A 17910-nucleotide genomic window follows, 5' to 3' on the forward strand; every position below is an offset into this window, starting at 1 on the left:
ATTTATTATTGAGTTCGAAGACAGAATTGTGAAGCATATTAACTAAATTGCAGTTACACAGAATCTGTTACACCCTCGCGAGTAACCTCTTAAGGATGGGGATATTGGCTTCAGGGAAATCAAAACTAGTTAGATTGGTTTTATTAACCCATTCAATTTTTTGGCCTTCAACACCACTGGCAGTGCCTGTAAAGTCTTTCACTAGGTGGATCTGAAGAAGCACTTGCTTATCTGGGTAATCATGTGAAATGACCATAAAAGGCTCAGTTGTATTAACTGTTAGGTTTACTTCTTCTTTTAGCTCTCTAATTAATGCTTGTGAGACCGTTTCATTTACTTCGACCTTACCACCTGGGAATTCCCACTTATCACCTTGGTGCAGGTGTGCGTGCCTCTTAGCTAATAAAACTTGTTGTTGGTCATTGATGATTATGCCGACGGCAACATTGACTCTTTTCATTAGAATGCTCGCTTGAGTGGAGGAGGTGATTAGTGTTTAAAGAAGTAGCCTTCGTCAAAACCTTCAGAATCTAACATTTCATGGTCAAACTCTGGCTTAACGGGAATAGCATGTTTTTCGCTGGCCCAATCGCCGAGGTCGATTAATTTGCAACGTTCACTGCAAAATGGTTTGAATTTAGATTCTTGACTCCACTCTACTTGAGTCTGGCAGATTGGGCATTTAACTGAAATAGACATAAGATTCCTCGCTGTAAAATTCTTGGTGATATTAAAGAATTTAGTTGCAAGTAGCCAGTTTGAATTTTACTTTTTTGTCAGTATGTTTTTGGTTGTCAAAATTGACAAAATGAATGGCATAGCGATTTTTGTGACCACTAATTGTGGGGTAACAACCTTCTTTGCTTTTGATTTTTACTCGAACAAGTGTCAGAGGGTGTGGGCTGTTTCCTTGCAAGAAACCTTGTTCTGCTTCAGCGCTTCTAAATTCTGCAGTACTTCTTGTTAAATCGAGTAGTATTTTAATGGGTTCTAAAATTGGCAGGTAATGGGCTATCCATGTTTTTAAATCTTGCTGTCTTTCATCCCATGGTTTTGATAACCAGAAATGCAGTTGCGGTAAGTCGAAATTACAACAAGCACCTGGCATACCAAATCGTTGTTTTAGTGCGGCAATAAATCTGTCTTGCTTTAAATGGCAACCTATTCTTTCGTTGGTTTGTAGCGGTGCTTTTGCTTGAATCAGCTGATCAATAATACGTTGGATTTGAATTTTATTAACATGAGGTAAAGCATGCCACTTTTCTAACAAGAAAAGTTGTTTGTCGATATCTTTTAAGATGTCGGAACGATAGTCACAGCGATCTGTTAGTTCTGATAATGAAAATAATGGGTAAAAACAATGATGTTGATGATCTGATTTTGTGTGTAGCTCGAGCTGATCAGCTAAATACTCAAGGCGTAAGTAGCTTCTAGTTTTTTCGTTTAATGGTTGCTCATAAATCAGGTCATCATTCATTATTATTATCTTGAGATGCTTTATCTAAATATTGCTGATGTAATAACTGAACAGTGTGACGAAGTGCTTCAGGTGTCTGGGTATTATCAATGATAGCGTCAGCTTTTTGTAATCTTTGCTCTCTATCTATCTGACTATTAATTATTTGTTCAACTTGGGTTGAATCAACACCATCTCGCTTAGCTGTTCTTGCTATTTGTTGGTGTGGTGGAATATCCACCACTAAAGTTGTATTGACTAACCTATCTAACCCATTCTCAAATAGCAAGGGTACAACCATAATTACATATATTGATTTAGCATCTGCTACTGCTTGAAGCATTTGCTGGCGTATCATTGGATGTAACAGATTATTGAGCCACAATCTCTGTTCGGGCTGATTGAATACCTTTTCACGCAGCGCAGGGCGATTAAGTTCGCCAGTGTCGAGTAATACACTGGCGCCAAAATGCTGCTGTATTTGTTGTAAGCCTGCTGAGCCTTTGGCGACCACTTGCCGGGCAATGATATCGGCATCAACGAGTTCGATGTCTAAATCTGCAAATAAGTTTGCCACGGTGGTTTTACCTGAACCAATACCACCAGTTAGGCCAACAATGAAGTTACTCATAATTTTTTCTCACACAGGATTTTTTGGTGGTCTATAAAGTACTGAGGTACCAATTTATGATGTCTTGTCCCCAGATTAACGCTACCCAGCCAGCAATGGCAATATAAGGCCCAAATGGAATTGGATTGCCTTTGGCTAACTTTTTAAAAATGATTAGGGTGATACCCACAATAGCACCGACTAATGATGATAGTAAGATGATAAGGGGTAAATACTGCCAGCCAAGCCAAGCGCCAAATACGGCTAATAATTTGAAGTCACCATATCCCATGCCTTCTTTGCCTGTTGCCAGCTTAAATAACCAAAAAACTGACCACAAACTTAAATAACCTGCCGCAGCGCCAATAATGGCATCGGTAGGGCTGGTAAATACGCCATTGAGGTTAATGATTAAGCCTAACCACAAAATGGGTAGTGTAAGTTGATCTGGTAGCAACATTTCATCTAAGTCGATACCAGTAAGGGCAACTAGCACAAAGGTTAATATGGAGGCGAATAAAAATTGCCATGTTGGGCCAAAATGCCAAGCTAAGGTGGCAATTAGGGCTCCGGTAATAAATTCAATGATAGGGTAGCGGGGGCTAATTGCCGTGTTACAACTGGCGCACTTGCCTTTAAGTAGTATCCAACCCAAAATTGGTAAGTTATGCCAAGGCTTAATATCTGCTTTACATTTAGGGCAAGCGGAACCAGGAACAACTAGATTATATTTCTTTGGAAAATCATCGATGGGTTTATTGAGTCTTTTCTCACCCACTTCTTTGACTATATCTGGGTGATATTCAGCTAGATAATAATTGCACTCAGTTTGCCATTCACGTTTCATCATTACTGGAAAGCGATGAATGACTACATTTAAAAAGCTGCCAATAGTAGCTGCAAAAATAAAGCTTATTGAGATAAAGAGCCAAGGATATTGGCTCATGCTAGCGGTAAAGGTTGATATAAATTCAGTCATTTAATTCTTATTTTAATTTTACAGAAGGGCTAACCTGCAACATTTCCCATTTCGAAAATTGGTAAATACATTCCAACAATCAAACCACCAACAATAGTTCCTATGACTACCATCATAATTGGTTCAATCAGGCTTGATAAACCATCAACGGCATCATCTACCTGCATCTCGTATATATTGGCGACTTTATTTAGCATATCATCAAGTCCACCAGATTCTTCACCAATCATCACCATTTGAATTAGCATGTCAGGGAACAAACCTGTGGTGCGCATTGCGACATTCATTTGCATGCCCGCCATGACTTCCTGACGTACTTTCAGTAACGCTTTTTTGTAAACAGCATTACCAGACGCGCCCGCTGCAGACTCCAGCCCGTCAATTAATGGTACACCTGCAGAAAACGTAGTGGCTAAAGTGCGAGCAAATCGGGCCATTGCGGCTCGATGAAGAATATCACCAATTGCTGGTATTTTTAAAATGAACTCATCAACTCTGTCACGAAATGCTTGTGAATTACGGTGAGTACGCTTGAAAAGATAAACACCAATGAATAAAGCAATGACGAACATGTACCATGAACTTTGTAACCATTTGGAAATCCCAATAATTAATTGAGTAAATGCGGGTAATTCGGCTCCAAATCCATTAAAAATTTCTTCAAACTGCGGTACAACGAACAACAATAATAATACAGTAACGGCAATTGCGACAACGACAACAGCTGCGGGATAGAACATTGCTTTTTTAATTTTTGATTTAAGCTGTTCAGCCTTCTCTCGATAAGTTGCAATGCGATCGAACACAGCATCTAGCGATCCTGAGTGTTCACCCGCTGCGACTAAATCCACATAAAGGTCATCAAAATACTGTCTGTGAGGTCTTAAGGCATCAGATAAAGGAATACCTGATTGAACATCAGTGACAATTGTGCCAAGTAGCTCTCGCACTTTGGCCTTTTCATGGCCACGGCCAAGCAGTTCAAAGGTGGTGACTAGTGGTACACCGGCTGCTAGCATGGTGGCAACCTGTCGCGTAATCATTGCAATATCCATTGCAGTAATTTTTTTCTCAGATTTAAACAAAGAGACTGACTTTTTTCTCACTCCCTTAGGCGTGACACCTTGGGCCTTTAAAATACTGCGTATTTCAGCAATACTACTGCCACGTAATTCACCCGAAGTGCGTTGACCTTCACGATTTACCCCCTTCCATTCGAAAGTGAATACCTTAGGCTGGTGCTTTACATCTTTCTTGGTCTTTGGCTTTCTTCTTAGGGCTGCAGTTGCCATCAAGCAAATCCTTTTGGTTTTTATTTGACAATATAGGTATTGAGCAATTTAATTATTTTATGTTTAGTTAAAGCTAGTCACACGATTAACTTCGGCAATGCTGGTAATACCTTTAGTGACCTTGAGTAAACCAGAGAGCCTTAAATCACGCATACCATTTTCTTTAGCTTGCTTGGCAATTTGCAGTGAGTTACCGCCTTCCATAATGGTTCGGGCAATATCGTCAGTCATCTTCATTACTTCGTAAATACCTACGCGGCCTTTGTAGCCACCAGAGCAATGCTCGCAGCCAACAGGTTTATAGGCAGTAAAGCCAGTAGAAATCATATCCTGGGTAAAACCTAAACGTGTTAATTCTGCCTGAGGGACTTCTTCAGGGGCTTTACACTCTGGGCATAGCCGTCTAGCAAGGCGCTGAGCAATAATAAGGTTTACAGAGCTGGCAATGTTGTAACCGGGTACGCCCATGTTAATCAGGCGAGTCAAGGTTTCTGCTGCCGAGTTAGTATGCAAGGTGGATAATACCAAGTGACCGGTTTGGGCGGCTTTAATGGCTATTTCGGCGGTTTCTAAATCACGGATTTCACCTACCATCACCACATCAGGATCTTGACGTAAAAATGATCTTAAGGCCGAAGCAAAAGTTAAGCCGGCTTTTAAATTAATATGAACCTGATTAACACCTTCTAAGTTAATTTCTACCGGATCTTCGGCGGTGGAGATATTACGCTCTTCAGTATTTAGTATGTTAAGCCCAGTATATAGGGATACAGTTTTACCTGAACCCGTCGGGCCGGTGACTAATATCATTCCCTGAGGTTTGGCGAGCATTAGCTCATAGAGTTCGCGCTGATCATCTTCATAACCGAGCTTTTCAATGCCCAGTTGCGCAGAAGATGAATCTAAAATACGCATTACAATTTTTTCGCCCCAAATGGTGGGCAAGGTGCTGACACGAAAATCAATAGATTTGGTGCGTGACAGTTTCATTTTAATACGGCCATCTTGGGGCACGCGGCGCTCAGCAATATCCAGTTTTGACATGACTTTTAAACGGGCAGATATGCGGTTGGATAAATTGACCGGCGGTTCAGATACTTCATGTAATATGCCATCAACACGAAAACGAATACGGTAGCGCTTTTCATAGGGCTCGAAATGCAAATCAGAGGCGCCTTTACGAATGGCATCGGTAAGGATTTTATTGATATAAATAACAATCGGCGCATCATCACTGCTTTCTGATTCTTTCTCTTGATGCTGCTTATCAGGATCGGTAATTTCTATATCAGCTAAAGCTTGTTCGTCCATACCATCCAAGCTGAGAGCTGATATATCATCTTCAAGGATTTTTTCAACAGCGATTAGCAGCTTATCATCTTCTACAATAATGGCTTCAGCGTGAAGTCCTAAGCTGAATTGAAAGTCTTCAAGTGCTGCAATATTTGTTGGATCTGATGTCGCGATGTAAAGTCTATTACCTCTTTTAAAAAGTGGTAAGCATTGATGCTTCGATATCAGTTTTTTATTGAGTAAATCTTCATTAATATTTTTTAATTCAAAGTCATTTAAATCAAGTAAAGGCGAACCATACTCTTCGTAGCAGACCTCAGCAATTTCACGAGCCGATAGTAATTTCGTTGAAACTAATGATGTGACTAACGATTTTTTGGTTTTACGAGAATCTAGTATAACGGATGTTATCTGGTCTTCGCTCAACATTTTCTTGCGAATGAATAAAGAGGATAAACCTAATTGAATATTAGACGCTGGCATAATTCATCTTATAAAAAAAGCAGTGTATGGCATCATACACTGCCTCAAAAAGAAATTAATACTTATTTATTGTTTACAGTAGTTTGGAGTTAAACATGACCCTGATTGAACCCAATCTAGTCGGTTACCTGTTACAGTACCAGTGAATATATTAGTGAAGCCACCTGTTTTAACTGTACCAGTAGAGGTGATGACTGCTACTGTTGCTGTAACTGCTGCATCAGATGTCGCTAAGTTGGTCGTTGCGTTAGCTGCTGCAATATCATCAGGTACGCCAAATGCACCAGGTTGACAATCAAGTAAAGTTTTTTCTTCGTGGAAACAAATGCTGATTGCTTTCATTACTTGAGCTGAACGGGTGTTAACTTCAGAGAAGCGCGCTTTTTCGGTATATCCTTGATACGCAGGCAATGCGATTGCTGCCAAAATACCGATAATCGCGACTACGATCATTAATTCAATAAGAGTAAAACCCTTAGCGTTTTTGATTTGGTTAATGCTTTTCATTTTTTATCTCTCTCTTATGATGCTTTAGTGTTGCGTCGGGTTTGTTGTCATCCTTGAATCTCATAACAGTTAAAGGCCCTTAATTGTTATGAGTGGTGTCCTAGTCACCACAACCTGTCGGCATTAATTTACTAGTGTTGTTTACATTACAGTCTACTGGGCAGAACTTAGGGTTTAACTTACGGTTTAACTTACGGTTTAACTTACGGTTTAACTTACGGTTTAACTTACGGTTTAACTTACGGTTTAACTAGCTCGGCCCAATTGACTGTGATAACTGTTAAAAACTACAAAGGGTTTTAAATGAATGATTTCATCAAGAACAATCAAGCCGTTCTTGTAAAACGGATCAGTAAAACCAATATGTCCAACTAAATACCTCGAAAGCAGAATAGGCTAGTCATTAACAAATTGCTATCTAATCTGTAACTAGGGTCAACAAAGTGCTGCAAGGTCAGTTTGTTAACAAAATGTTTGATTTATCATTGTTCTTTTAAAAATCATTTTTCGCTCACTCAATGTTACATTTGTAACATGTTGAAAAGCTGATTATTAAAAGTTAAATCTGATACTTCATTCATCCAAGCTAAACGTTAGTATAAAGTTGCTGAAAATGGAATAGCTTGTGGCGAGTTTTTTAACTAAAAAGATAAAAAGGTTGTTTTAAGCTGCTGTTTGTAATGATTTTGCAGCACATTATTGACACTTTTAGTCGGTTATTTAGTCAATTTGACTTTGGTTGTTGTTTGTCAAAAAAATGACACCATAGAAAATGTAAGGTTATAACGCTTGATTTATGTAGGTATTTAAGCCCTGGTGGTAAGGTTATTTGAGCTTTTAAGGGAGGTTATTTAAGCCCTTAGGGAGATAGTTGTCAAAGGTTAAAGGACAAATGGTTAAAAGGTCAAAGGTGGGCACCAGTTTAATCTTTGTGGCTATTGATTCAAGCTACAGGGCTTATAGTAAGGCTACAATTGTTGTAAGGCTGCCATTGCGCTGTCTATTTAGTCAGCCTTATTTAGCTAAGCTTTTAGTGCGAGCAAAAAAACCAGCTATAAATAGCTGGTTTTGATTGTTATTAGCGATTACTGACTTATCTTGCTATTTAACTGGGCTAATGATTTATCAAGCTCAGCTTAACATTAGTTTTTAAAGCGTAAGGATAAATCCAAGGCTTTAACGTGCTTAGTGAGTGCGCCAACTGAGATGTAGTCAACACCGGTTCTGGCAAAGTCTGCAATGGTGTCGATGGTGACATTACCGGATACTTCCAGCTTTGCGCCTTTACCTTGATCTAAATAGCTGGAATTAAGCGCTACTGCTTCTACCATCATGGTGACATCAAAATTATCGAGCATGATGATGTCAGAACCTGCTTCTAACGCTTGGGTTAGCTCGGCGATTGATTCTACTTCCACTTCAACTGGTTTGTCAGCGGCTACTTGTCGGGCTGTTTTTATTGCAAGTTCGATATTGCCGCAAGCCATAATGTGGTTTTCTTTAATTAAGAAGGCATCAAACAAACCAATACGATGGTTTTTACCGCCACCACAAGCGACGGCATATTTTTGCGCGGTGCGCAGACCGGGAATGGTTTTGCGGGTATCGAGCAGTTTAGTGTGGGTATCAGCTAACTTGTTAACATAAAGCTTAGTGAGACTGGCAACACCAGATAGGGTTTGGATGAAGTTCATCGCGGTGCGTTCACCGGTTAAGATGGCTCTTGCTGGGCCTGATAATTCACATAACACCTGGTTGGGAACCAATAAGTCGCCATCATCCACATGCCAATGCAAGGCTACATCACCGCCGAGCTGATTAAATACTTGTTCTGCCCATGCTTTTCCGCAAAAAACGCCTTCTTCACGGGTGATTAACACCGCTTCAGCATGTTTATCTGCTGGAATAAGTTGCGCGGTAATATCGGCATTAAGCATATCTTGCGGGGTTTGGGCTGGCGTATGGCCTAGGTCTTCATCAAGTGCAGCTTTAACGGCATGACGGATGTCATTTTCAATCATGTGAATGTCCTTGAAATTACAACTAAATTGAGTTGCTTGGGCCAACTCAATGTTTAAAAAATGAGAAACAATATGCCTATTACTTTATCACAGTTGTTAATTTAAAATATAGCAGTCAAACTGTTACTGTGTTGGCTGCTAGGGCAATATTATTTTAAGGTTTTACAGCGACGAACCTTGGTGCTTTTTTATCTTTTATCGTAGGTATTTGTTGCTTGCTTTTTGGGCACTGATAATGGTGACTTACTGATGGTTCGTTGAAATGCAAACTGCAGCCACGCTGGCATGGTTAATTCATTACTTGAGATTTTATTATTAATTATGGATACACAATTGAAATCAGGCTGGCATCAAGGTGCACGGCTATGCCCATCACCGCATTTTAACCCGCGCCCTAATAATGAGGTTAGCGGCTTAGTTATTCATAATATTAGTTTGCCTGCAGGTTGTTATGGCTTGCCGCACATTGATGGTTTATTTCAGGGCTGTTTAGCGGTGGATGCAGATCCAAGTTTTGCTGATATTGCTGGGCTTGAAGTGTCGGCACACTTTTTAATTCGCCGCGATGGTGAGTTAGTGCAGTATGTTAGCTGTGATGACCGAGCGTGGCATGCTGGGGTTTCGTGTTTTAATGGCCGAGAAGGTTGTAATGATTTTACCATTGGCATTGAAATGGAAGGCACAGATAGCGACCCTTATACCGATGCGCAATATCGCGAATTAGTGCAATTAACCTTGGTGTTGTTTGCGCAATATCCTATGCTTAATCAAGCAAATATCGTCGGACATTGTGATATTGCTCCTGGACGCAAAACCGATCCAGGTGATAGTTTTGATTGGCAAAGATATTTAACTGCATTAACGGCTAAGTCATGATGTTAGTGTTACTTTAACCCAATATTTTTTAGATTGTTTGCAGAGGTCCCATGGCACTATTTTCATTGTTAATTGCAATTATGGTTGAGCGCTTAAAGCTGTTACCCGCACATTGGCAATTTGATGATTTACTTTCTAAATACCAGCAATTATTTTGGAAAGATAAAGCATTAGATTCTGCTGGCTGGGTTGCCTTTGTGGTGCTACTGCCAGCAATGACACTGTTTTTGGTGCTGCTGTTACTAGATGGTGTTTTTTTCGATGTGATCACCTTATTGATCTGGATGCTGGTTTCGATTGTGTGCTTTAGCCACCAAAGCTTACGGGCGGCATTTAAAAAATATATGCTGGCGGCTTGTCGCGGCGATGTTCAAGCCTGTTATCACCATGCAGAAAAGCTCGATTGCAGTGAATGTTTAGATGCGGTTGATGAAAAAGACTTAGGTCAGCAGATTGGTAAAACCGTGGCTTGGGTTAATTATCGCTATTATGGCGCGGTGGCATTATATCTGATTTGTTTTGGCCCTGTTGGCGCAGTGCTTTATTGTTCGGTGCGTTTTTATCAGCAATACAATCAGCAGCAGCAATTGGATATGCCATTTATTGATCAATTATTATTTTTATTCGATTGGTTACCGAGCCGAGTATTTAGCTTTGGGTTTGTATTAAGTGGTCACTTTGCTGCAGGTATTTCACAGTGGCGGAAGCAGGTTTTTAACCCTAATAATAGCGCCAAAAATATTGTTACCTATACTGCTTTAGCCGCTGAAGTGATGCCTGAGCAAAGTGATGCCCCTGTTTGCGTACAGCCCACATTGGCACTGCTTGCATTGAGCAAAAGAAACTTTATTTTACTGGTTACGGTATTATCGGTGCTGACTATATTTGGTTTGGTTAGCTAATAAGTTTTAATTGCGGTGATGGGCGGCCTGAGCCGCCGAAATAATGATCATAAGTTAAAACAGTGTTTTTATAAATTGTGCTGTGTAAAACGGATTTTTATAGCTACAATCTAAGCTTAAAATGAGTTTGTTATGGCGATAATAAGGCAATCAATGCTTTAGCGCGATAACACCGAGATGGTCAAACCTCTTAGACGTTTTTTTTCGTTATGCTCTTGCTCAAAGTGCGTAGCGATGTTTGAAACCTTCAATTAACACCCATTCAACGCTCGTCTAACTAGACATCAATTGTTTGATTTGATAAAGTGCGCTATATCATATAAATTGGTAAGACCAATTGACAACGGAGCCGAGCCCCAAATGGCTTATAGCAAAATAACTCAGCCTAAAATTTCAGATGTGATCATGGAGCAATTAGAGCGCATGATCCTCGAAGGAAGTTTACAGCCTGGGCAAAAATTACCGCCTGAGCGCGAGCTTGCTTTGCAATTTGAAGTGTCACGCCCTTCATTACGTGAAGCGATTCAAAAGTTAGAAGCCAAAGGCTTACTAATGCGCCGCCAAGGTGGCGGAACCTACGTTAAAGAACAACTTTGGCAAAGTCTTGCCGATCCTATCGTTGAATTAATGCATAACGACTCAGAAAGTCAGTACGACTTACTGGAGTTTCGTCATGCCACTGAAGGCATGATGGCTTATTTTGCTGCGCTGCGTGGTAATGATGCCGATATGCAAAGCATTAAACGTTCAATTAACGAAGTTGAAGCGGCTGTTGATGTAGAAGCGCAGGCTGATGCCATTGTGCGTTTTTACCGTGCGGTAGCCGAAGCGTCACACAATGTGGCGATGTTACACCTTGTACTCAGTTTAACCCCTGTGCTGCACAAAAACGTGGCACAAAATTTAGAGCTTTTAAGCCGTCGCGAAGAAGCATCTACCATGGCGAATGAACATAGGCGAGCACTGCTTGCTGCCATTATTCGTCGTGATCCTGAAGCGGCACGTGAAGCCTCGAACGAACATTTAAGTTATATCGAGGAAGTCATGTTGTCAGTGAGGGAAGAAGACAGTCGGTTACAGCGTAGCTTGCGCCGCTTAAAAAGTGGTGTTTGATACCGATTTATAATCAAACGCATTATAAATTTACCGAAACACATTAATTATCTGTATCTAGAGAAAGGACAGCGACATGTCTGAAGGTATTCTACAAGACTTAGATCCATTAGAAACTCAAGAATGGGTAGATTCACTGCAAGCCGTATTAGAGCAAGAAGGCCCTGAACGTGCACACTATCTACTTGAACAATTAATCGATAAAGCGCGCCGCAATGGTACACATTTACCATATAAAGCGACCACTGCTTATTTGAATACGATTCCATCTGGTCAAGAGCCACATATGCCTGGTAATCAGGAAATGGAACGCCGCATTCGTGCTATCGTTCGTTGGAATGCACTTGCAATGGTATTACGTGGTTCTAAGAAAGATTTAGAGCTAGGTGGTCACATTTCAAGTTTTGCTTCTAGTGCGACTATTTATGATGTGTGTTTTAACCACTTCTTCCGCGCTCCAAATGAAAAAGACGGCGGCGATTTAGTTTATTATCAAGGGCATATTGCACCTGGTATTTATTCTCGTTCTTTCCTTGAAGGCCGCATCACTGAAGACCAAATGAATAATTTCCGTCAAGAAGTTGATGGTAAAGGTTTGTCTTCATACCCGCATCCCAAGTTAATGCCTGATTACTGGCAGTTCCCGACAGTATCTATGGGCTTAGGTCCTATTCAAGCGATTTATCAAGCACGTTTCCTTAAGTATTTGACTGACCGTGGTATTAAAGATTGCTCTGAGCAAACGGTTTACTGTTTCTTAGGTGATGGTGAGTGTGATGAGCCTGAAACATTAGGTGCAATCGGGCTTGCAGCTCGTGAAGAATTAGATAATTTATGTTTTATTGTTAACTGTAACTTACAGCGTCTTGATGGCCCTGTACGTGGTAACGGTAAGATTATCCAAGAGCTTGAAGGCGAGTTCCGCGGCGCAGGATGGGAAGCTGTTAAAGTGATTTGGGGGCGCTACTGGGATCCATTACTTGCACGTGATACTAGCGGCAAGTTATTACAGTTAATGGAAGAAACCGTAGATGGTGAGTACCAGAACTGTAAAGCTAAAGGTGGCGCGTACACTCGTGAGCATTTCTTTGGCAAATACCCTGAAACTGCTGAAATGGTGGCTAACATGTCAGATGATGACATTTGGCGTTTAAACCGTGGTGGCCATGATCCAGTTAAGATTTATGCTGCGCTGCAACATGCTAAAAACACTAAAGGCCGTCCTACAGTAATCCTTGCTAAAACAGTTAAAGGTTACGGAATGGGCGATGCGGGCGAAGGTAAAAACATTGCCCATAACGTGAAGAAAATGGGCATTGAATCGCTTAAATACTTCCGCGATCGTTTTAATATCCCGATTAGCGATGATCAGTTAGAAGACATTCCTTACTATCATCCAGGTGCTGATTCTGAAGAAGTTAAATACTTAAAAGAGCGCCGTGCTGCCCTTCATGGTGCTATGCCGAAGCGTCTTGAGAAGTTCTCTAAAGATATTGAAGTGCCGCCATTAAAGATCTTTGATTCAGTACTTAAAGGCTCAAATGGTCGTGAAATCTCAAGCACTATGTCATTTGTGCGTATTTTAACGGCATTGCTTAAAGACAAGAAAATCGGCAAGCAAATCGTACCGATCATTCCTGATGAAGCGCGTACCTTTGGTATGGAAGGTTTATTCCGTCAAGTGGGTATTTACGCTCATGAAGGGCAAAAATACGAGCCACAAGATTCTGATCAAGTTGCTTACTACCGTGAAGATAAAACCGGTCAAGTATTGCAAGAAGGGATTAACGAGTTAGGTGCAATGTCATCTTGGGTTGCTGCGGCAACCAGTTACTCAGTTAACGATACCCCAATGATCCCGTTCTACATCTACTACTCAATGTTTGGTTTCCAACGTATTGGTGACATGGCATGGGCTGCAGGTGATATGCGTGCTCGCGGCTTTATGGTCGGTGGTACTTCAGGTCGCACAACCCTAAACGGTGAAGGCTTGCAGCATCAAGATGGTCATAGCCATGTATTAGCTAACACGATTCCTAACTGTATTTCTTATGACCCGACTTATGGTTATGAAATCGCAGTGATTGTACAAGACGGTATTCGCCGCATGTATGGCGAGCAAGAAGACGTGTTCTACTACTTGACTACCATGAACGAAAACTATGAGCAGCTTGCGATGCCAGAAGGCAGCGAAGAAGGTATCGTTAAAGGTATTTATAAGCTTGAAACTCTTAAAGGTTCAGGTAAAGGCTCTGTACAGTTAATGGGTAGCGGCACGATTTTAGAGCAAGTACGTAAAGCGGCTGTGGCATTATCGAAAGACTTCGGTATTACTGCTGACGTTTACAGCGTGACTAGCTTCAATGAGCTAACCCGTGATGGTCAGGCTGCAGAGCGTTACAACATGCTGCACCCAACTGAAACGCCTAAAGTGCCTTATATTTCTGAAGTGTTATCAAGTGATGCGCCAGCTATTGTAGCAACGGATTACATGAAGATTTATGGTGAGCAATTACGTGCTTACATTCCAACTGATTATAAAGTACTAGGTACTGACGGCTTTGGCCGCAGTGATAGCCGTGAAAACTTACGTCACCATTTTGAAGTTGACGCTAAGTTCATTGTCATCGCGTCATTAAAAGCCCTTGTTGACCGTAAAGAGTTACCTGTAGAAGTGCTAACGAAAGCTATCACTGAATACGGTATCGACGTTGATAAGATCAATCCACAGTTCGCATAGGGAGAAACAAAATGGCTGAATTAAAAGAAGTTTTGGTTCCTAACCTTGATACTGATGCTGTGCAGGTTATTGAGATCTGTGCTGAGATTGGTGAAGTGCTTGAAAAAGAAGCATCAATCATCACAGTTGAAACGGATAAAGCGACTATGGATATTCCAGCACCCTTTGCTGGGAAATTAGTTGAGCTGAAAGTGGCTGTGGGCGATAGCGTTTCTGAAGGCTCGCTAATTGCGGTACTTTCTGTAGAAGCGGCTGGCGATGCGCCAGCGCCTGCAGCTGAAGTGGCTGCACCGGTAGCGGCGCCTGTTCAAGCCGCTGCTGCTCAAACCGCGGCTCCAGTAGCAGAAGCGCCAGCAACCGTTGCGGGTGGCACTGAAGTTATTGAAGTGCATGTGCCTGATATTGGTGATGCTGATAATGTTGATATTATCGAAGTGTTAGTGAGTGTGGGTGAAACCATTGAAGCTGACACAGGGCTTATTACCTTAGAAACTGATAAAGCAACCATGGAAGTGCCTGCGCCAACCGCAGGTGTGGTGAAAGAACTTAAAGTGAACGTTGGCGACAAGGTTTCACAAGGCTCTTTAGTGCTGATGCTTGAAGTAGGCACTAGTGCTAGTGCGCCTGTTGCTGAAGCAGTATCAGCGCCTGCAGCAAGCTCTGCTCCTGCAACATCGGTTGTTGAAGTTAAAGAAGTTGCAGTACCAGATATTGGTGATGCCTCTGATGTAGATGTGATTGAAGTGCTAGTTGCTGTTGGCGATATGCTTGACGTGGATACAGGTTTAATTACCTTAGAAACCGATAAAGCCACCATGGAAGTACCAGCGCCATTTGCCGGAAAACTGGTTGGTTTAACGGTTAATGTTGGCGATAAAGTATCTCAAGGTAGCATTATTGCTACGGTTGAGACGCAATCAACCGCACCTGCAGCTCCATTGCAAGCCGCTCCGGCAGCTAGTGCTCCTGCAGTTACTGCAGCAACACCAGCACCAGTTACCGCTGCGCCAGCAAGTAAGCCGCCTGTGCCGCATCATCCAAGTGCTGGTAGCCAACCTAAAACCGGTGCTGTACATGCATCACCTGCAGTTCGCCGCTTAGCGCGCGAATTTGGCGCTGATTTAACCCAAGTGAAAGGCTCTGGCCGTAAAGGACGTATTCTGAAAGAAGACGTTCAAGCCTTCATTAAATATGAACTTAGCCGACCTAAAGCGAGTGCTGCCACAGCGGTTGCTGGTGGCGCGGGTGGTTTGAATGTGATTGCAGCGCCTAAAGTTGATTTCAGTAAGTTTGGTGAAGTGGAAGAAGTGCCATTAAGCCGTATCCAGAAAATTTCTGGGCCTAACTTGCATCGTAACTGGGTGACGATTCCACATGTGACTCAATTTGATGAAGCTGATATCACTGAATTAGAAGCATTCCGTAAACAACAAAATACACTTGCAGCTAAGAAGAAAGCGGATTACAAAATTACTCCGTTAGTATTTATGATGAAAGCCGTGGCGAAAACACTGGCTGAATTCCCTGTATTTAACTCAAGTTTAAGCCCTGATGGCGAGTCGTTAATCCAGAAGAAATATTTCCATATTGGTGTAGCGGTTGATACGCCAAACGGATTAATGGTGCCAGTGGTTCGTGATGTCGATAAGAAAGGCATTGTAGAGCTTTCTCGTGAGTTAACGGATATTTCAATTCGTGCCCGTGATGGCAAGCTGAAGTCAGCAGACATGCAAGGTAGCTGTTTTACTATCTCTAGTTTAGGTGGCATTGGTGGTACAGCATTTACCCCAATCGTTAACTATCCTGATGTGGCTATTCTTGGGGTGTCAAAATCAGAAATGAAGCCGAAGTGGAATGGCACTGATTTTGAACCTAAGTTGATGTTGCCACTATCGTTATCATACGACCACCGTGTGATTGATGGGGCAATGGCTGCCAGATTTAGCGTGACATTATCAAGCATTCTTAGCGATATTCGTACGCTAATTTTGTAAACAAAAAGGCTGCTCATATTGAGCGGCCTTTTTATTCTTATCACTAGGATTGTGATCAGTATCAAACAAAGGGTAAAATGCGGCCACCTTACAAGATTTGACCACATTTTGCAGTTTGGACGGTTTTTCCGCCAACGATAGATAAAATAGAGGAAAACATGAGTAACGAAATCAAAACTCAGGTAGTAGTACTAGGTGCCGGCCCAGCAGGTTATTCAGCAGCTTTCCGCGCTGCAGATTTAGGTCTAGAGACTGTGATTGTAGAACGTTTTAGCACCCTTGGTGGTGTATGTTTGAACGTGGGTTGTATCCCATCAAAAGCACTTTTACACGTCTCTAAAGTCATTGAAGAAGCTAAAGCCGTTGCCGATCACGGTGTTGTTTTTGGTGAGCCTAAAATTGATTTAGACAAGTTACGCGGCTTTAAAGAAAAAGTAGTAGGTCAACTGACTGGCGGTTTAGGCGGAATGTCTAAAATGCGTAAAGTTGATGTGGTAAATGGTTTAGGTAAATTCACTAGCCCAAATACAATGGAAGTGACAGCTGAAGATGGCACTGTAACAGTGGTTAACTTTGACAATGCCATTATTGCAGCGGGTTCTCGTCCAATTAAACTGCCATTTATCCCACATGAAGACCCACGTATTTGGGATTCAACTGATGCTTTAGAACTGAAAGAAGTTCCTGAAAAGTTATTAGTGATGGGCGGCGGTATTATCGGCCTAGAAATGGGTACGGTTTACTCGTCTTTAGGTAGCCAAATTGACGTAGTTGAAATGTTCGACCAAGTTATTCCTGCTGCTGATAAAGATATCGTTCGAATTTATACTAAAAAGATTAAGAAGAAGTTTAACTTAATCTTAGAAACCAAAGTAACTGCAGTTGAAGCGAAAGAAGACGGCATTTATGTTTCTATGGAAGGTAAGAAAGCCCCATCTGAGCCAGTTCGTTACGACGCAGTATTAGTTGCTATTGGTCGTACACCAAACGGAAAAGGCCTAGACGCTGAAAAAGCTGGCGTAAATGTAGATGAGCGTGGCTTTATCAATGTTGATAAGCAAATGCGTACTAACGTTGCGAATATCTTCGCTATCGGTGATATCGTTGGCCAACCAATGCTTGCGCACAAAGGTGTGCATGAAGGTCATGTTGCTGCTGAAGTTATTTCTGGTCTTAAGCACTTCTTTGACCCTAAAGTTATTCCTTCAATTGCATACACAGACCCTGAAGTCGCGTGGGTTGGTCTTACTGAGAAAGAAGCCAAAGAGCAGGGCGTAGCCTATGAAACGGCATCATTCCCATGGGCTGCAAGTGGCCGCGCAATTGCTTCTGATGCAAGTGACGGTATGACCAAGCTCATCTTCGATAAAGAAACTCATCGCGTTATCGGTGGTGCTATCGTTGGTGTTAATGGCGGTGAATTACTTGGCGAAATCGGCCTAGCAATTGAAATGGGTTGTGATGCTGAAGATTTAGCCTTAACCATCCATGCTCACCCAACGTTACATGAATCTGTAGGTCTTGCGGCTGAAGTTTATGAAGGTTCAATTACTGATTTGCCAAACCCGAAGGCAAAAAAGAAAAAGTAACATGTAGCTATTTGTAGCAATTTGTATCAAAGCACCTTTCGAGGTGCTTTTTTTG

Annotated in this window: 15 protein-coding genes; 6 read left to right on the forward strand and 9 right to left on the reverse strand. The window is 41.7% G+C overall.

Features of this window, described 5'->3' with window-relative positions:
- Positions 1 to 67: 67 nt before the first annotated feature.
- The 9 genes from mutT to nadC all read right to left on the reverse strand — a co-directional run bounded on the left by mutT (position 68) and on the right by nadC (position 8641).
- Positions 68 to 460 carry an 8-oxo-dGTP diphosphatase MutT gene (gene mutT, locus Q4533_RS06485; RefSeq protein ID WP_303502417.1) on the reverse strand — a complete coding sequence of 131 codons (393 nt, stop codon included), beginning with the start codon at positions 458 to 460 and terminating at the stop codon, positions 68 to 70.
- A gap of 29 nt (positions 461 to 489) precedes the next feature.
- Entirely contained in the window at positions 490 to 699 is a 210-nt protein-coding gene (yacG, locus tag Q4533_RS06490; protein ID WP_303502419.1) for a DNA gyrase inhibitor YacG, read from the reverse strand.
- A 40-nt stretch (positions 700 to 739) separates the two neighbouring features.
- Complete coding sequence (gene zapD, locus Q4533_RS06495) at positions 740 to 1477, reverse strand: cell division protein ZapD (RefSeq protein ID WP_303502421.1); 738 nt, start codon at positions 1475 to 1477, stop codon at positions 740 to 742.
- Entirely contained in the window at positions 1470 to 2087 is a 618-nt protein-coding gene (gene coaE / locus Q4533_RS06500; RefSeq protein WP_102440039.1) for a dephospho-CoA kinase, read from the reverse strand. Before coaE ends, zapD begins: the two co-directional genes overlap by 8 nt.
- A gap of 31 nt (positions 2088 to 2118) precedes the next feature.
- Entirely contained in the window at positions 2119 to 3045 is a 927-nt protein-coding gene (locus tag Q4533_RS06505) for an A24 family peptidase (protein ID WP_303502423.1), read from the reverse strand.
- A 29-nt stretch (positions 3046 to 3074) separates the two neighbouring features.
- A complete protein-coding gene (locus Q4533_RS06510; protein WP_303502425.1) occupies positions 3075 to 4337 on the reverse strand; it encodes a type II secretion system F family protein in 1263 nt (420 codons plus the stop codon).
- Positions 4338 to 4400: 63 nt separating this feature from the next.
- The gene (gene pilB, locus Q4533_RS06515) at positions 4401 to 6113 is read right to left on the reverse strand and encodes a type IV-A pilus assembly ATPase PilB (RefSeq protein WP_303502427.1); all 1713 of its coding nucleotides are present in this window, start codon (positions 6111 to 6113) and stop codon (positions 4401 to 4403) included.
- Positions 6114 to 6179: 66 nt separating this feature from the next.
- Positions 6180 to 6620, reverse strand: a complete 441-nt coding sequence (locus Q4533_RS06520) for a prepilin-type N-terminal cleavage/methylation domain-containing protein (protein ID WP_303502428.1) — start codon at positions 6618 to 6620, stop codon at positions 6180 to 6182.
- Positions 6621 to 7762: 1142 nt separating this feature from the next.
- Positions 7763 to 8641: a carboxylating nicotinate-nucleotide diphosphorylase gene (gene nadC, locus Q4533_RS06525; RefSeq protein WP_102440033.1), complete on the reverse strand. Its 879-nt coding sequence runs from the start codon at positions 8639 to 8641 to the stop codon at positions 7763 to 7765.
- Between the two features lie 321 nt (positions 8642 to 8962).
- Here nadC and ampD point away from each other — a divergent pair, with 321 nt between their 5' ends.
- The 6 genes from ampD to lpdA all read left to right on the forward strand — a co-directional run bounded on the left by ampD (position 8963) and on the right by lpdA (position 17855).
- On the forward strand, positions 8963 to 9517 hold the full coding sequence (gene ampD, locus Q4533_RS06530) for a 1,6-anhydro-N-acetylmuramyl-L-alanine amidase AmpD (RefSeq protein ID WP_102440050.1): 555 nt from the start codon (positions 8963 to 8965) through the stop codon (positions 9515 to 9517).
- Positions 9518 to 9567: 50 nt separating this feature from the next.
- Positions 9568 to 10419 (forward strand): beta-lactamase regulator AmpE, encoded by an 852-nt coding sequence (ampE, locus tag Q4533_RS06535; RefSeq protein ID WP_303460575.1) that lies wholly within the window; start codon positions 9568 to 9570, stop codon positions 10417 to 10419.
- 360 nt (positions 10420 to 10779) lie between these two features.
- On the forward strand, positions 10780 to 11532 hold the full coding sequence (gene pdhR, locus Q4533_RS06540; protein ID WP_076538482.1) for a pyruvate dehydrogenase complex transcriptional repressor PdhR: 753 nt from the start codon (positions 10780 to 10782) through the stop codon (positions 11530 to 11532).
- Between the two features lie 76 nt (positions 11533 to 11608).
- Entirely contained in the window at positions 11609 to 14272 is a 2664-nt protein-coding gene (gene aceE, locus Q4533_RS06545; protein WP_102440031.1) for a pyruvate dehydrogenase (acetyl-transferring), homodimeric type, read from the forward strand.
- Positions 14273 to 14283: 11 nt separating this feature from the next.
- The gene (gene aceF, locus Q4533_RS06550; RefSeq protein WP_303411918.1) at positions 14284 to 16266 is read left to right on the forward strand and encodes a dihydrolipoyllysine-residue acetyltransferase; all 1983 of its coding nucleotides are present in this window, start codon (positions 14284 to 14286) and stop codon (positions 16264 to 16266) included.
- 158 nt (positions 16267 to 16424) lie between these two features.
- The gene (lpdA, locus tag Q4533_RS06555) at positions 16425 to 17855 is read left to right on the forward strand and encodes a dihydrolipoyl dehydrogenase (protein WP_102475443.1); all 1431 of its coding nucleotides are present in this window, start codon (positions 16425 to 16427) and stop codon (positions 17853 to 17855) included.
- Positions 17856 to 17910 lie beyond the last annotated feature (55 nt).

It is taken from the genome of Shewanella sp. 6_MG-2023, assembly GCF_030547195.1.
Lineage (GTDB): Bacteria > Pseudomonadota > Gammaproteobacteria > Enterobacterales > Shewanellaceae > Shewanella.